This window comes from Brasilonema octagenarum UFV-OR1 (assembly GCF_963888615.1).
GTDB lineage: Bacteria > Cyanobacteriota > Cyanobacteriia > Cyanobacteriales > Nostocaceae > Brasilonema > Brasilonema sennae.
In genome coordinates, this window is the sequence record NZ_CAWPKW010000066.1 from 1 (window position 1) to 14976 (window position 14976).

The 14976-nt window shown below is 43.9% G+C and carries 13 protein-coding genes; 3 read left to right on the forward strand and 10 right to left on the reverse strand.

Annotated features, from left to right (window positions below; genetic code table 11):
- Window positions 1–230 precede the first annotated feature (230 nt).
- From ccmO to AC5590_RS05315, 7 genes are all read right to left on the reverse strand, one after another.
- Complete coding sequence (gene ccmO / locus AC5590_RS05285; protein WP_169268259.1) at window positions 231–1001, reverse strand: beta-carboxysome assembly protein CcmO; 771 nt, start codon at window positions 999–1001, stop codon at window positions 231–233.
- Between the two features lie 66 nt (window positions 1002–1067).
- Window positions 1068–1718 (reverse strand): beta-carboxysome scaffolding protein CcmN, encoded by a 651-nt coding sequence (ccmN, locus tag AC5590_RS05290; RefSeq protein ID WP_169268260.1) that lies wholly within the window; start codon window positions 1716–1718, stop codon window positions 1068–1070.
- Between the two features lie 137 nt (window positions 1719–1855).
- Window positions 1856–3535 carry a beta-carboxysome scaffolding protein CcmM gene (ccmM, locus tag AC5590_RS05295; RefSeq protein ID WP_169268261.1) on the reverse strand — a complete coding sequence of 560 codons (1680 nt, stop codon included), beginning with the start codon at window positions 3533–3535 and terminating at the stop codon, window positions 1856–1858.
- Between the two features lie 456 nt (window positions 3536–3991).
- Window positions 3992–4273: a hypothetical protein gene (locus tag AC5590_RS05300; RefSeq protein WP_169268262.1), complete on the reverse strand. Its 282-nt coding sequence runs from the start codon at window positions 4271–4273 to the stop codon at window positions 3992–3994.
- A gap of 22 nt (window positions 4274–4295) precedes the next feature.
- Entirely contained in the window at window positions 4296–4598 is a 303-nt protein-coding gene (gene ccmL, locus AC5590_RS05305) for a beta-carboxysome shell vertex protein CcmL (protein WP_169268263.1), read from the reverse strand.
- Window positions 4599–4604: 6 nt separating this feature from the next.
- Entirely contained in the window at window positions 4605–4952 is a 348-nt protein-coding gene (locus tag AC5590_RS05310; protein WP_048869679.1) for a carbon dioxide-concentrating mechanism protein CcmK, read from the reverse strand.
- Window positions 4953–5133: 181 nt separating this feature from the next.
- Window positions 5134–5442 carry a carbon dioxide-concentrating mechanism protein CcmK gene (locus AC5590_RS05315; RefSeq protein WP_015209255.1) on the reverse strand — a complete coding sequence of 103 codons (309 nt, stop codon included), beginning with the start codon at window positions 5440–5442 and terminating at the stop codon, window positions 5134–5136.
- Window positions 5443–6070: 628 nt separating this feature from the next.
- Here AC5590_RS05315 and AC5590_RS05320 point away from each other — a divergent pair.
- The 3 genes from AC5590_RS05320 to AC5590_RS05330 all read left to right on the forward strand — a co-directional run bounded on the left by AC5590_RS05320 (window position 6071) and on the right by AC5590_RS05330 (window position 10725).
- On the forward strand, window positions 6071–7927 hold the full coding sequence (locus tag AC5590_RS05320) for an NAD(P)H-quinone oxidoreductase subunit F (protein ID WP_169268264.1): 1857 nt from the start codon (window positions 6071–6073) through the stop codon (window positions 7925–7927).
- A gap of 38 nt (window positions 7928–7965) precedes the next feature.
- Window positions 7966–9468 (forward strand): NADH-quinone oxidoreductase subunit M, encoded by a 1503-nt coding sequence (locus AC5590_RS05325; RefSeq protein ID WP_169268265.1) that lies wholly within the window; start codon window positions 7966–7968, stop codon window positions 9466–9468.
- Between the two features lie 87 nt (window positions 9469–9555).
- Complete coding sequence (locus tag AC5590_RS05330; protein ID WP_169268266.1) at window positions 9556–10725, forward strand: CO2 hydration protein; 1170 nt, start codon at window positions 9556–9558, stop codon at window positions 10723–10725.
- 547 nt (window positions 10726–11272) lie between these two features.
- Here AC5590_RS05330 and AC5590_RS05335 read toward each other — a convergent pair.
- The 3 genes from AC5590_RS05335 to mgtE form a co-directional block, all read right to left on the reverse strand.
- Entirely contained in the window at window positions 11273–12025 is a 753-nt protein-coding gene (locus tag AC5590_RS05335; protein ID WP_169268267.1) for a GUN4 domain-containing protein, read from the reverse strand.
- Window positions 11931–12539 (reverse strand): hypothetical protein, encoded by a 609-nt coding sequence (locus AC5590_RS05340; RefSeq protein ID WP_169268268.1) that lies wholly within the window; start codon window positions 12537–12539, stop codon window positions 11931–11933. The genes AC5590_RS05335 and AC5590_RS05340 overlap by 95 nt, the downstream gene beginning before the upstream one ends.
- Before the next feature lie 540 nt (window positions 12540–13079).
- Window positions 13080–14435 carry a magnesium transporter gene (gene mgtE / locus AC5590_RS05345; RefSeq protein WP_169268269.1) on the reverse strand — a complete coding sequence of 452 codons (1356 nt, stop codon included), beginning with the start codon at window positions 14433–14435 and terminating at the stop codon, window positions 13080–13082.
- Window positions 14436–14976 lie beyond the last annotated feature (541 nt).

A 14976-nucleotide genomic window follows, 5' to 3' on the forward strand; every position in this document is an offset into this window, starting at 1 on the left:
CTCACGGCGACGGGCGTTCCCGATAGCCGTAAGGCGTGGCGTTAGCCATAGGGTGTGCCTGTGTTCCCTGTGCAAGTGCGTGCCCCCAGGGCGAACGGACTAGACCAGAAGGGTCATTTGTAAACTCAAAAGACAAAGGACTCATTCTTCAAAGCCAGTTTGCTTAACCAGGGAAATGTCTACACAACTGGCTACTCTTAGCTCTTAACTCTTAACTTTTTCACTGGCAGTCATTCTTCGGTCATTTTTAGAGGTAACCTGGTTAAATCTGGCAATTCTACTAACTCTGTTTCTGCGACTTGCTCCTTGATGTTGATAGGTAACTTTAACGGTTGACGTTCTTCTATCCAGCAACTTGCAACTGGCAAGGTTTGCTCTAATTCCTCCAATGGTCTTGGAATGACCATGACTGCGTTTAACTCTCCAATGCGTTCTGCTTCGTACATACCAGCTTCTACTGCCACCGCGACATTTGCCACCGACCCACGAATAATGGCTGTACACAAACCCGCACCAATTTTTTCGTAAGCTGCCAATTGGACATCGGCAGCTTTCAACATCGCATCAGCAGCTCCCACCAACGCTGGAAATCCCCTCGTTTCTACTAAACCAATTGCTTGGTTGCTCAGGCGGTTGTAGCTGTCTTGAGAAAGTGCACTCAGGCGGCTGTTGATAGGCAGTATCACTTCTAGGTTGGGATAAGGACGGGCAATGACCAAGCTAGAAACCAACTGACCAAATTGTTCAGCAGTTTGCACACCAGACTCTACCGCCAGACGTACATCAGCTATCCCACCCCTGACGATCGCAGTACAGTGACCACTGCCAATTTTTTCATATCCAATGAGGTGAACTCCAGCGGTTTTGAGCATCATATCCGCTGTACCAACCATTGCTGGAAAACTGCGGGTAGACACTAATCCCAACGCACTTTCACTGAGTGTGTCTCGACGGCGCGATGCCTGGATATTGCTTATAGACCTTTGACTGTATGCCTCCATTTCAATTCTCCAGGGTAGTCAATTGTTAGTTGCTTTTTTAATTGCTGACAACTTAACAATTAACACTTATTCAGGTTCACCGTCAGATATAGGTTTGTTTAACGACTGTTTATGGGGAAACAATGTAACTAGCAGCTTTTGTATGCTTTGTTGTCCATAAATGTAACTACTGATTTGAGAGTCTTGAGTGGAAACTGGTGGGGATAAGGAAGATGAGGAGGGAGATATGGCAGATGATTCCTCCTTGCCTGCCTGTCCTTTTTGTCTACCTGTCCCATTTTCTGACTCTGTAGTACTGAAAGTAGGGTTAGTTATGGATGATTCCTGGGTTGTTTGTTCGGTTTGTGTAGGAGATTCAGAAATACGGCGACTTGTATCTCCCAGAACAGAACCCGCAGGTAGGACTTGTCCCGGATCAACAGAACAATTAAAAATTGTTGTTGCTGCCCCAATACAAGCATTTGCCCCTATTCTACCTTTACCAACCATCAAAAGACCGGCTCCCAGATTTGCTCCTGCTTCTACCTCAAGTGTTCCTTCATGGACTTGGAGAATTGACCCCATACCAACACAAACACCCGAACCAATAATTATTTTGCTGTTTGGAGCTGCTTGGAGTATCACACCTGGTGCAAGTACTGCACTTGGATGAATTATCACCTCGCCACTTATATAAGAATCAAAGTCATAACTTGGGCGCAGTGGCGGCACAGACATGATATGTAACCTCAGAAGCCTTTGAATAGGAGGGAGTGAGGGAACCAGAGACTGAAGGAGTGGGAGAAGTTTTTCACCGCTCATTCGCTCCTGTTTCCCCTTGTCCCCAGTTCTTTTTGTTTGTTTGTGGTTTTGTCTTATGGCCGTTGGATAATTGTTTCCACTATCCGGCGTTTAGCTTTTGGCTCAATACCAATAAGTCGCACGTACTCCCCTTGGTATTGATCTAAATAGTTTTCTAATGCTGCTGCGGCTTGTTGTGCAGAACGAGTCTGAATTTGCCCAGCGCTTGACCACGAATTTATGCGAAAACGTCGCTGATCTACATGTTCTACGCTAATGTTATACCCACCATTGATGAGTTGCTGTAGCTGTTCTACTACATCGGAACTGAGGCGTTTACTGGTTGCTGTTCCTGTTGATGTGGCAGAATAATTTACTGGCACCCCACTAGCTGGCGCACTAGCTGTAGACTTATAACTGTCGGATGAGCCAACTGGACCGTTAGGACGTTGGATAATACTTTCTAATACGCGCCGTTTTGCCTTGGGGTCAATACCAATCAAGCGTACGTACTCACCTGGATGATTTTCCATACATTGTTCCAATGCGCTAACAGCTTCTCTTGTGGAAGTGACTTCAATGGACTGGCAGCTTTGCCATGAACCTGTACGGAAGCGACGCTCATCTACGTGTTCTGTACCAATTTTGTAACCAGAGCCAAGGAGTTGTTGTAGTTGGTCTACAGTTTCGCCACTGAGTTTACCACTACCACTGCCGTTGCTGTAGCTATTGCTGTAACTCTTATCGTTATAGCTTCTGTTTGTTTGATTGGTATGACCTTTGAAGTTAGTAGGCGGATTATTTACGACTCCATCTGGGCGTTGGATAATTGTTTCTAACACGCGCCGTTTACCCTTGGGGTCAATGCCAAAAAGACGAACGTAGTCGCCGCTGTGACTGGTCAGACAATCTTCCAAAGCTGCGATCGCATCACCAACTGATCTTGCTTCTATTGGTGTACAACTTTGCCAAGAGCCAGTACGGAACCGCCGCTGATCTACGTGTTCTGTACCAATTTTATACCCTTGATTTAACAGATAACGTACTTGTTCGACTGTTTCAACACCCAAGCTACTTCTTGCCACGTCATTACTCCTTTCAAACCCATTATTGCTTGTATAAGATTTTGTCAATTCCTTCCGAACAGTATTTATACACATACTATCCTCAGCACAGATGTAACCAGAGCGCAATGCCTGATTAATCCCAACCACATGATGAGCAAATTGTTTATCCTGTGCTTGCACATCTGGTAAGCGATCCGCTTGCTGCTGAGTCGTTATTATTGCTCCTGAAGGTACGTATTTACCTGATGGAATTTCCACATCTTGAATTAAAGCATGCATCATCACGATGCAACCTGCTCCTACTCTGGCGTTGAATACCGTGGAGCGAAAGCCAATGAAGGAATTTTCCCCAACATAAGCTGGTCCATGAATGAGCGCCATGTGAGTAATGGATGCATTGGTGCCAATCCATACAGAGTACTCATTTTGGTCATCACCAATGACTCGACCTTGCTCCAACCCATGAATCACGACACCATCTTGGATGTTGGTGTTTTCACCGATGTAAAAGGGTGTGCCTTCATCCGCTCTAATGGAAGTTCCCGGAGCAACCATTACATTTGCGCCTACAAATACATCCCCAATAATGTTGGAAAAGGGATGCACAAACGCTGTTTCATCGATGTTTGGCTCAGCTAAACTTTTTGACCACGGGGTTGGGGGTGCCGCCGTGCTGCGGACTGCCATCGCTAGATTCCTCCTCTGTTTCATTAGTCAAAAGTCATCTGTTTACAGTTAATGACCCAATGGGAAAGTCCAAAGGGAGAGCCAGTCGCCTGCACAAGAGCCAGTACTGTTGGCGTTTACCTTGCAAGAGCGTGTCGGTTTACGACGACGAGCGCGCCCCTATCCCTGCAGCACGGCTACGCTGATTGCGGGGCTAGCCGGCTCATAGGACTAGCTTCGCCATGAGAAACTGCCGAAAGGGTCTCCCAACTTGAGGCACCTATCCGTTGAGCCACTGCGTTGGTGAGGCAGTGCGCAGGCCACATGCCTAGGTCGGGAGAACGCGCTTGTGCTACAACGGGACGTCAGTTGCTACAAGTCGGCTGTGCCGACTTGTAGTATGTGGTGTGGTTTCCTCCAGGAGCAACTGCCGAACCCCGAACGGGTGAGTCCAGCACTGGAAGTGGGTCTCCCGACTTAGGCTGACTGGCGATCTATGCCTGCGGCACACCATTCGGCTATCGCAGCGAGACTGGAAGTCTCCCCGGATAGCCCTCCGGGTATCTCAATAGCCCTGCCTTGCCCGTACTCGGGTTTACCAGACGCGCTCGTCCCAAGCTCCCCAAGTAGAGCAAGTGGCGTGACACGCGCTGCGGGACAAGGGACGCCAGAGCCGGCACGAGGGAAATTATCAAAACAGGGCGCGCTACCTTGCCAGTCCCCAACGTGGGGAAATGTCGGTGCATAGCCTTGGCTCACTAATGACTCATAACTATCATGACTATCTATACTGGTCTTTTTTGCTGTAAATCACGCGGTCTTGAACGTGGATTGTATCAATTATTGCCACTACGGCAGCGTCTACTGGACGTTGTTCGTTACCCATAACTTGACGGGCGGCACTACCACGACTAATAAGTACCCACTCATCTATTCCCGCACCCACACTATCAGCGGCCACCTCGTATTCTGGCAAAATTTGTCCTTGTTCATCTACTAATTGCAACAGCAGTAGCTTAGTACCTCGCAGAGTTGGATCTTTTTGAGTGCTCACTACTGTGCCGCGAACTTTAGCAATTTGCATTACACGTTATGGTCTTCTGTTGCCGAAGGGACGAATTGCGTTCACATTCTCCCGGAACTGTTCTACATCTTCTGTATAACGAATTGGTAGCACGTATTCCAGGTTTTCGTGAGGACGAGCAATGATGTGGGTAGACAGCACTTGTCCACCATTGACTCGCTTGACTGATTCAACCCCAGCAGCAACTGAAGCTTGTACTTCAGAAACGTCTCCCCGTACAATCACGGTTACGCGACCGCTACCAATTTTTTCGTAGCCAACTAAAGTCACGCGGGCGGCTTTTACCATCGCATCTGCTGCTTCTACTACCGCAGGAAACCCTAAAGTTTCTACCATTCCTACTGCAATTGACATAAGTTTAAATCCTTTGTTTTTAAGATTTGAATACAACCAAAGCCCAATACGACAACCCCAACAATTTCAGATTTTTCAAGCCGTCAGCAGTTGGGCTGTTGGCTGAAAGCTTGATTCGTTCTTCAGTTGCTTTTTGCCGCTTAATCTAAGCCTTGCACTGAAGAATGAATTTCCAAAATTGCTAAGTACGGAACTGCTCCACGGCTTCGGTATAACGAATTGGCAGAACATATTCCAGGTTTTCGTGAGGACGGGCAATTATGTGAGTGGACAGCACCTCACCGCCATTCACTCTTCTAGCTGCTTCCACTCCAGCAGCAACAGAAGCTTGCACTTCAGAAACGTCTCCTCGGACAATCACAGTCACCCGAGCGCTACCGATTTTTTCATACCCTACTAGAGTAACGCGAGCGGCTTTCACCATCGCATCAGCAGCTTCAACGACTGCCGGAAACCCTTTTGTTTCAATCATTCCAACCGCAATTGGCATCGCATAACTCCCACAAATTTAGTGCAATATGTACTCTCAGGTGAAAATTTTTCTACGGGGATGCTCATCTTGAGATCTAAAACCTTTCCCAAATTAAGCATAGAAAAGCTTGGCGTCCCTGACAATATAAATTACCATAATAGTTTATAATAAAGTCAATTAATAAAAATTAATATTACTGGATAACGACAATTCTGCTCAACCGAACTTCATAGATTCCTAGAGCAGACACTTCTGTTTTATAATTTTTTTATACTATCTGCAGCAAACAGGTTAATAAAGGTGCAAATTCTGCCTCAAGAGGAATGACGCGAAACTTAAGGAGTGTTAGGACAGTTCTTCCTTGGCTGTTACTCTTTGTAAAGACAATCAGAAAAAAGTATATAATTTTTGATTATCTACCTGCTCAACTAGATGATTTGAGTTATCAGATTATGCTGTAAGAATAAAAACAAGTAAGGATAATAAAAAAGATATTATGAATTGTATGAGATTTTTGTTTGTGTTTGAGATACAAACAATGAAATAATTAATAATAAAAAAAATAATGTTTAAAAGTAGAGAATAGGAGAAATCATTTCCTAAACTGAAAAAGTAATTATTAATCGGAGCAAAAAGGAATATTTGAATGAATCAGATTCTGTTTTCAACAAGTTGGTGTATACCTTTTTATGGGTTAATGGGTGCCCTGTTAACTTTACCGTGGGCAATAGGATTAATTCGGCGCACAGGACCAAGACCAGCCGCTTATATCAACTGGCTGGCAACCTTTTTGGCTTTTCTCCACAGCTTGTTCGTATGCGTTGATATTTGGAATACAGAATCACAAACTTTTTTGTTTACCTGGTTCCAAGCTGGGGATTTTGACTTATCCTTTGCTTTAGAAGTTTCGTCAATTACTGTAGGGACAACAGTTTTAATTACAGGGTTAAGTTTACTGGCATTAACTTACGCCCTTGGTTATATGGAAAAGGACTGGGCGATCGCACGTTTCTTTGGGCTGATGGGATTTTTTGAAGCAGCGCTGTGTGGCTTAGCTATCAGTGACTCTTTATTTCTCAGCTATGCCCTTCTGGAAATGTTAACTCTTTCCACCTATTTGCTGGTCGGTTTCTGGTATGCTCAACCCTTAGTCGTCACAGCAGCACGAGATGCATTTTGGACCAAGCGAGTGGGAGACTTGTTGCTGCTGATGGCAGTTGTGACACTTTCCACCCTAGCAGGTAGCTTGAACTTTTCTGACTTGTATGAATGGGCGCAGACGGCAGATTTAAATTCAACAACATCAACTTTGTTAGGTTTAGGGCTGATTGCAGGACCTGCGGGTAAATGCGCTCAATTTCCGCTACATTTGTGGTTAGATGAGGCAATGGAAGGTCCCAACCCAGCTTCAGTGATGCGAAACTCTTTGGTGGTGGCTGGTGGGGCGTATGTGCTGTTTAAACTACAACCAATTTTAGCGCTGTCGCCAGTTGCATTAAATGCTTTAATCATCATGGGTACAGTCACCGCAATTGGTGCATCGTTAGTGGCACTGGCTCAAATTGACATCAAACGAGCAATGTCTCACTCCACAAGTGCATACATGGGGTTAGCGTTTTTGGCAGTCGGGATGCAGCAAGGAGGAGTAGCTTTGATGCTGTTGCTGACTCATGCCATTGCCAAAGCACTCTTATTTATGAGTTCTGGAGCAGTGATATTTACTACCAATACTCAAGATTTAACCGAAATGGGGGGTCTGTGGTCAAGGATGCCAGCAACCACCACAGCTTTTGTTGTCGGTTCTGCTGGAATGGTGACACTGCTACCACTAGGAAGCTTTTGGGCGATGTTAGGATGGGCTGATGGCTTGGCTTTGGTTAGCCCTTGGGTCATTGGTGTGTTAGTGGTGGTCAATAGTTTGACGGCATTAAATTTGACACGCCTATTTCGCTTAATATTTTGGGGTCAGCCACAACCAAAGACCCGTCGCACTCCAGAAGTCGGTTGGCAGATGGCATTGCCAATGGTAACGCTGACGGTAATGACCTTGTTATTACCCCTGATGCTACAACAATGGTATCTCTTACCTGATTGGGAAAGTATAAATTGGATTGTCGTGACATTGTTAGTATCCTCTGGAGTGCTGGGGATAGGGGTAGGGTCTAACATCTATCTGCACAAAGCTTGGTCGAGATCTAGAGTTCTTACTTGGAGATTTTTGCAAGACTTGTTAGGTTATGACTTTTACATTGACCGACTTTATCATGTGACAGTCGTTAGTATAGTCGCGCTGCTTTCTAAAATTTCAGCATGGAGCGATCGCTATCTGGTAGATGGTTTCATTAACTTAATTGGGTTTGCAACAATTTTTGGTGGACAAACCTTAAAGTACAGCATTTCTGGTCGTTCTCAAGGATACCTATTGACAATCCTTGTAGGCGTTAGTCTCCTAGGTTTTCTCGTCAGCTGGTCATTAGGCTTACTGAATATCTTGCCATTCTAATCCCTTGTTCTGTGTTCACCTTACCTACGTTGTTGCCTATGCTCAGTATTTTGCTTTTGATACCGTTACTAGGTGCGGCTTTACTCGGTTTCTTGCCTTTTGGCATAACAGCAAAACTTTCTCGTAAAGTCGCTTTGGTTGTTGCGAGTATCGCTTTCTTGTGGACTATAGTCATTGCAAGCCAGTTTAATCCTGGGGAAATGAATAAACAGTTCACCGAATTCCTACCTTGGATAGATGCGTTAGGATTAAATTATTATCTTGGAATAGACGGTCTGTCATTACCTTTGCTGCTATTAAATGGCTTGTTGACTTGGATCGCCATTGACAGCACTGACGAAAATATTTCGCGTCCTCGATTTTATTACAGTTTGCTCCTGCTGTTAAACGCTGGCGTGACTGGAGCCTTCATGGCACAAGATTTACTGCTATTTTTCTTGTTTTACGAAATCGAACTGATTCCCCTGTATTTCCTGATTGCGATTTGGGGTGGTGAACGGCGCGGCTATGCAGCGACTAAATTTTTGATTTACACCGCTGTTTCTGGGATAATGATTTTAGCAAGTTTTCTGGGCATGGTTTGGCTGAGTGGAGCTTCTAGCTTTGCTTTGGATGCCTTGAATACTAGCGTTTTGTCTGTAGAGACACAAGTCTTACTCTTGCTGGGAATATTAATTGGTTTTGGCATCAAAATTCCCTTAGTTCCTCTGCATACTTGGTTACCAGATGCTCACGTTGAAGCTTCCACACCAATTTCTGTATTATTGGCTGGGGTACTGTTGAAGTTGGGAACTTACGGCTTACTCCGGTTTGGGATGAACTTGTTGCCGAATGGTTGGAGTTATGTATCTCCCGTTTTAGCAACGTGGGCAGTTATCAGCGTGCTGTATGGTGCATCGTGTGCGATCGCCCAAAACGACATGAAAAAAATGGTAGCATACAGTTCCATTGGACACATGGGCTTTGTGCTTTTAGCCGCCGCAGCTGCAACACCTTTGAGTGTCTTGGGATGCATCATGCAAATGATTAGTCACGGCTTGATTTCAGCCCTGCTGTTTTTATTAGTAGGGATTGTCTATAAAAAAACAGGAAGCCGTGATTTAGGAGTTCTTCAGGGACTCCTCAACCCAGAACGAGGTATGCCTGTGATTGGAAGCTTGATGGTTTTGGGAGTAATGGCTAGCGCTGGTATACCGGGAATGGTGGGATTTATTTCCGAATTTATCATTTTTCGGGGCAGTTTCGCAGTTTTCCCAGTCCAAACTCTATTAGCGATGATAGGTACCGGCTTAACTGCTGTTTACTTCTTAATTCTCATGAACCGTGGCTTTTTCGGGCGTTTGTCTGCACAAGTCGTCAATTTGCCACGTGTCTCTTGGGGCGATCGTATTCCTGCTGTCGTTTTAGCTGTGCTGATTGTGATTTTTGGAGTCCAACCCAATTGGCTTGTGCGTTGGACTGAACCGACAATGACGACGATGGTTAATATACCAACCCCAGTGGCAACGGTATCGTTTGTTAAGGAAAAAACCAAAACTTAAAAGACTGTTCTTAGGTTTGTAAGATGTGCCCAAATGCATACTACAAACCTAACTTTTAAATATGTATTTTAAGTAGGAGATATAGCAATGGTAAACATAAAAGATAAACCTGTTAACTATCCATTATTTGAATATATCGAGCGATTAGAGTCAGGAGGGGCATTACTTCCTGATACCGAAGAAAATGTGATAGAAGTCGTCGGTATTCTGAAAAGTTACGGCATCGTTTTAGATGCCTACTCTAAAAATCTCATTTATGTTGCTGAACATCAATTTTTAGTATTTTTCCAATTTTGGAAATACTTTAATGGAGACTTTTCTTTTAAGAAACTATTTCGGCATTGGTGGCATGACAGAATTAATTATGAATATGCCGAATATTGCATGAAAGGGATGATATGGCATGGTGGCGGTGGGTTGGATCAATACTTAGATTCAAAAGAATTTGAAGAAAGAGCGCAAGCTGTTATTGCAGCAAAATTTAAAAATAATCCTATCATCAAGGGAGTTAACCAACTTTTCCCTGATTTCTTAACAGAACAGTTGCGTGTCAGTTCTTACTCCACGGGTTTAGGTCAATTTTGGCGTGTGATGGCTGATATTTTCCTCACTTTATCAGACCGTTACGATCAAGGTGAAATTAAATGTATTCCTGATGTTGTAGAACACGTCAAAGCAGGTTTGGTAGCAGATGCCAACAAGCCTATTACCTACGCCGTTAAAATTCGGGATAAAGTTTACGATATCATTCCTAAATCTGCTGGTTTGACATTTCTTGCAGATACAGCAATCCCTTATGTAGAAGCAGTTTTCTTCCGGGGAACCGCTTTTCATGGCACAGTTTCATATAATGCCCAAGCTTATCAAATTCCCGCAGATCAATCTCGATTTCAATATGGTGCTTTGTATGCCGATCCTTTACCAATTGGCGGTGCGGGTATTCCTCCTACCTTGTTGATGCAAGATATGCGTCATTATCTTCCAGATTATTTGCACGAAGTTTATCAGCGCAGTCGTCGGGGAGAAGATGATTTGCGAGTTCAAATTTGTATAAGTTTTCAAAAGTCGATGTTCTGTGTGACTACAGCAACGATTTTGGGACTTATGCCTCATCCAGTGGATACTCAAAATCCAGATGAGCAAAAAATGAATCGAGTCTTTCTGCAAAAGTGGCTTGATAGGTTAAAGACTTCGCGTTTAGAACAGGTGAACGATCAATCTAATTTTTGTCTTATCTCTGTACCTAAGATGATGTAGATGGCAAGATTTTGGTTTTGAGTTTTGGAACTGCAGATGGACGCAGATAATTTATCTGTGTTTGTCTGTGTTTGTTTTAGGAAAGGGCTATGCATTCTTGAATCTGTGTCTGATAGTTGGGTGCAAGCTATAAAAGATGTATATCCTTTTCAAAAGCCACAACCTGAATAAGCTGGAAAATTTTTCCTGTGGGATATGTTAGACGCAAACCATTACGCATCTTAATAACCATTACCAGAGGAACTTATTAGATGAGAATTAGAGGAATTAAACGCGGTCAAACCATTGAACTATTAGACTCAGTGGATAGTATACCAGATGGAGCATAAATTATTGTTGATTTAGAACCTTCTTCCACTAAACATGTTGAAGTTCAAAAGCCTCTAACAGATGAGGAGAGATTAGAAAGACTCAATCAATTGTTTGGAGTTTGGAAAGAGCAACCTGAGTTAATAGAAATTTTTGCTGAAATTGATAAAGAGCGTCATAGTTATAAAGGGAGAGTGATAAACTCAATTGATAATTCAGATAATATCTAATGTATTTGCTAGATACTAACATTAAAGTGTCCGTTACTGTACTCTACCCACAATTTGTCTATGATTCTCAAGTCTTCACAGGGAAATTGTCGGATGTCCTCTAATTCTAGGTAACCTTGTTTTTCTCCCCCAGCCACCTCAAGCATAACTTTATTAGTTTCCTCGTCAGCTTCTTTCCACTCACCTGCTGCAAGGTAGTAAGCTAGTTGTGCGTAGCGAGTTGGTACTTGAAACCGGATGAGCCGAATTCCTTCTTTATCAGCGTACTTTTTATCTTCTTCGCAGGGATGTTGTTGCTTTTCTGCCTGTGTCGCTGGTTTATAGCAGATTCCCGGTTCTCCCAATTCTTTACGAGTTCTTAAGCTAAGCCAAGCACAAAAACGATTAGCATCCCAAAAGTTGATGTTAGTGATGGGTTGTTCAACGTCTCTTTTGTTAGCAGGAGTGGTGGGAGAGTTGGTGGGAGAATTTGTTTCATTCCAAAAGAGTTGATATTCTGCATGAGTGATGTAACTGGTATCAATTTCACGATTGCTCTGGCTCAAGTCATGATTTAATTCATTTAGGCGAGAAGCAAGTCTGACTTCCGCCGCCAGGGTAAATTCATCTAGTTTCTCAGACTTTAGTCCTTCTTCAAACTTCTTTTCTAGCTGTTGTCGCACACTTTCAGAAGAAATTTGTTCCGCTTCTTTCTTGCATTGATAAGCAAGCGTAAGTACAGGAACTGTTGCATAATTCAAAGCAGCTTGACTTAATATCATCACGCGTCATGCGTACTAAAAGGTTGCCAATCTCTTGCTGCTCCAGTGGGTTCACCCCTGGTTGCTGAATGATATTCTGAGAAATATCACCAACGGTTTTCGGCGCTATTTTCAATGGAACAAAGAGATTTTCCAGTAGCAAAGTTTCTTGATTGATTCCCTGAGTTTCATACTCTCGACAGTCAAACTCCAGTCGTTCATAGTATTTGCCTTCAAAGTGAGAAGTCAGCTTTGCCCACAGATTCTGAAGTAGAATTTCAGCGTTGTTTAATATCCAGTCCAGTAATTTGTCAATGCGTGGAGCGATTTTGTTACCAATTTTAATGACAAACCAAACAGCAACAGCTGCAAGCAAGCAAAGCCCAGTATTTCGCAATTCTGATTTTAGTGCGAAATGAACTGCAACTACAACCAAACCTCCAGGAGTTATTAAACTAACGGGTTTGGAATTAAGAATATTCCAAAAATTCTCCAGCGTCAGGGGAGTGTTCTGGTCTTGCGAGTTTTCTGGCATTTTACGCTTGGTGATGAAAGCCTGTTGATACCAGTGTATGCGACGCTTAGCTGCTGCGCAAAGCTAGTTTGCAGGGTGAGCGATAAGCCGGAGGCTTTAGCTTGTGCGTATCGCGCGATAAACCAGGCGAAGTTCCTGTGGTGAAACACTAGTCAAGAAAAGCTGATCATAACACCGCGCATCCGCTTAACCTCACCCTGCCCTATCGAGCATCCCTCACGCCAGGTGCTACAACGGGGGGAACCCCCCGCAGTCGCCACAACGGTCAAAGCTCGTCGGGGGAAGCTTCCCCCGACAGACTTTGGGGGAACCCCAACGCCAGATACCAAGTGAGGGAAACCCTCCTGCAGTACTGGCTCCGCAAGGCGCTGCTCTCCGCAACGCACTGGCTCTCCTTCAAGGAGAGGGAAAGATTTTAGCGTAGCTAAAAGCGAGGGTGAGGTAAATAGCGATCTGGTGTGTATACGGTTAAGCGTTTTTTCCACGTTTTTCCTTCGACAAGGAAAATGCTTTGCATCCTCTTTTGTCGATTTGTCTAGCTCATGCTTTTAAGTGGAAAATATGCAAAGCCGTAGAAATCAGGGTTAGGAAAATCACAAAACCAATGGCATCCAGCATTGTTGTCACTAAAGGTCCACTCACCAAAGCGGGATCAAGTTTTAGTCGCTTCAAGCCCATTGGTAGTAAAGTTCCTAAAGTGACAGCCACAAGAGTATTTGTTGCCATGACTGTTCCTGCAACTAACGACACCCAACGTTCTTGAGGTGGTGCCCAAATCAAGGAAAGCATAATCATAGTCAGTCCTAGTGCTACCGCTGTACCCAGTCCTGCTTGAAGTTCCTTACGGAGAATTTTGAAAGTATCCTGGGGTGTTAGTTCTCCAACACCAAGTCCACGAATTGTCACAGTTAAGGTTTGAATGCCTACAGTACCGCCTGTGTTGGAGAAAAGCGGCATAATCACAGCCAGCACTGGCACCATTTTTATGGTCTCCTGAAAGGGGGCGATCGCACTAGACGCCCCAATATAAAGCAACATAACTCCAAACAGCCACGGTAAGCGCTTGCGAAGAGTTACCAAAGGAGACGAAAAAGGCTGTTCATCACCGCCACTCACACCTGCGAGTTTTTGAATGTCTTCTGTGGCTTCTTCTTCCAAAATATCGACCACATCATCAATCGTGACAATACCCACCAGTCTCTCTTCTCGATCAACCACAGGGACAGCGATTAAGTCGTATCGCTTCATGATTTGGGCAACTTCTTCCTGGGGCATTTCTGTTCTGACTTTGATGACGCGAGTGCTAGCGATATCTGTGATCAAAACCTCAGGAAAGGTAAACAGTAGCTGTCGTAGGGAGACAACACTCATCAGCGTGCGGTTATCGTCTGTGACGTAGGCATAGTAAATCGTCTCCTTGTCTTCATCCTGACGGCGGATTTTACTTAAAGCCTCTCCAACAGTTAACCCATCTCGCAACCGCACGTATTCAGTTGTCATCACGCGTCCAGCGGTGCCTTCAGCATAGCCGAGAATCGTTGCTGTTGCTTGCCGTTCTTCTGGACTTAGTTCTTGCAACAGACGTTTGACAACCCCAGCCGGTAATTCATCAAACAATTCTGCGCGTTCATCCGGACTCATCGCCTCGATGATTTGTGCAACTTGAACATCATGCAAGGAATTTATGATTTCTTCCTGTACTTCCGCAGGCAGATATTCAAATACATCAATAGCTTGATGTTTATTGAGTAAACGGAATGCGATCGCCCTGTCTTGTTTGGGCAATTGTGTAATGTACTCTCCCACATCTACGGGTTGTGTACTATTCAAATCCAACTTGAGTTGGTTTAAGTCGCCAATGTCAAAAGCCGAATTGCGAACATCTTCTAAGAGCATGATAAAACCTCCGAATGCCTCCCCCGCGCTGGGAGACAAACTCGCCAGATCAGAGGAGGTTAGTACTGCCGTCTTGTGGACTTTTGTCCATAAAATCTCAGAAATTCAACATCGATTACCAATACAATGGCATCGCTAATTAATAATCCTAACCTGGAACAGTGTAATCTGGTAGATATCAAAAGTCAGAAAAAGAAAGTTCTATTCCACTTGAGTTGAATTTTTTCTCACCCTGATGCCTATTGATTTCTGTAGATTTTACTACTCTGAGTGTCTGTGTCAAGCGTACAAGTTTCTTTTAATGGAAATTTTTTTAAGTAAAAATATTTACTGTCGGCTACTCATAACATGATTTGTCTGGCAAAAATTTTTACTTTTGGCTGTGATCGCAAAAACTGCATTTGCGTACTTTTTCCAGATTCATTCTTTTTTTGTATTTTTTGTTACATTTTTCGCTAAATTTTATAATTAGAAGAGCACAAATTTTAGAACACCGATTCACTAATCCCAAAAACCCGGTTTCTGTTACTGGGAAGACCGA

Coding starts and splice junctions, on each gene's coding strand:
- ccmM (WP_169268261.1), bottom strand. CDS start 3,535: ATGGCAGTCCGCAGCACGGCGGCACCCCCAACCCCGTGGTCAAAAAGT.
- AC5590_RS05325 (WP_169268265.1), top strand. CDS start 7,966: ATGCTCAGTATTTTGCTTTTGATACCGTTACTAGGTGCGGCTTTACTC.
- ccmN (WP_169268260.1), bottom strand. CDS start 1,718: ATGTCTGTGCCGCCACTGCGCCCAAGTTATGACTTTGATTCTTATATA.
- AC5590_RS05340 (WP_169268268.1), bottom strand. CDS start 12,539: ATGCCAGAAAACTCGCAAGACCAGAACACTCCCCTGACGCTGGAGAAT.
- AC5590_RS05320 (WP_169268264.1), top strand. CDS start 6,071: ATGAATCAGATTCTGTTTTCAACAAGTTGGTGTATACCTTTTTATGGG.
- mgtE (WP_169268269.1), bottom strand. CDS start 14,435: ATGCTCTTAGAAGATGTTCGCAATTCGGCTTTTGACATTGGCGACTTA.
- AC5590_RS05330 (WP_169268266.1), top strand. CDS start 9,556: ATGGTAAACATAAAAGATAAACCTGTTAACTATCCATTATTTGAATAT.
- ccmL (WP_169268263.1), bottom strand. CDS start 4,598: ATGCAAATTGCTAAAGTTCGCGGCACAGTAGTGAGCACTCAAAAAGAT.
- AC5590_RS05335 (WP_169268267.1), bottom strand. CDS start 12,025: ATGATATTAAGTCAAGCTGCTTTGAATTATGCAACAGTTCCTGTACTT.
- AC5590_RS05315 (WP_015209255.1), bottom strand. CDS start 5,442: ATGCCAATTGCGGTTGGAATGATTGAAACAAAAGGGTTTCCGGCAGTC.
- AC5590_RS05310 (WP_048869679.1), bottom strand. CDS start 4,952: ATGTCAATTGCAGTAGGAATGGTAGAAACTTTAGGGTTTCCTGCGGTA.
- ccmO (WP_169268259.1), bottom strand. CDS start 1,001: ATGGAGGCATACAGTCAAAGGTCTATAAGCAATATCCAGGCATCGCGC.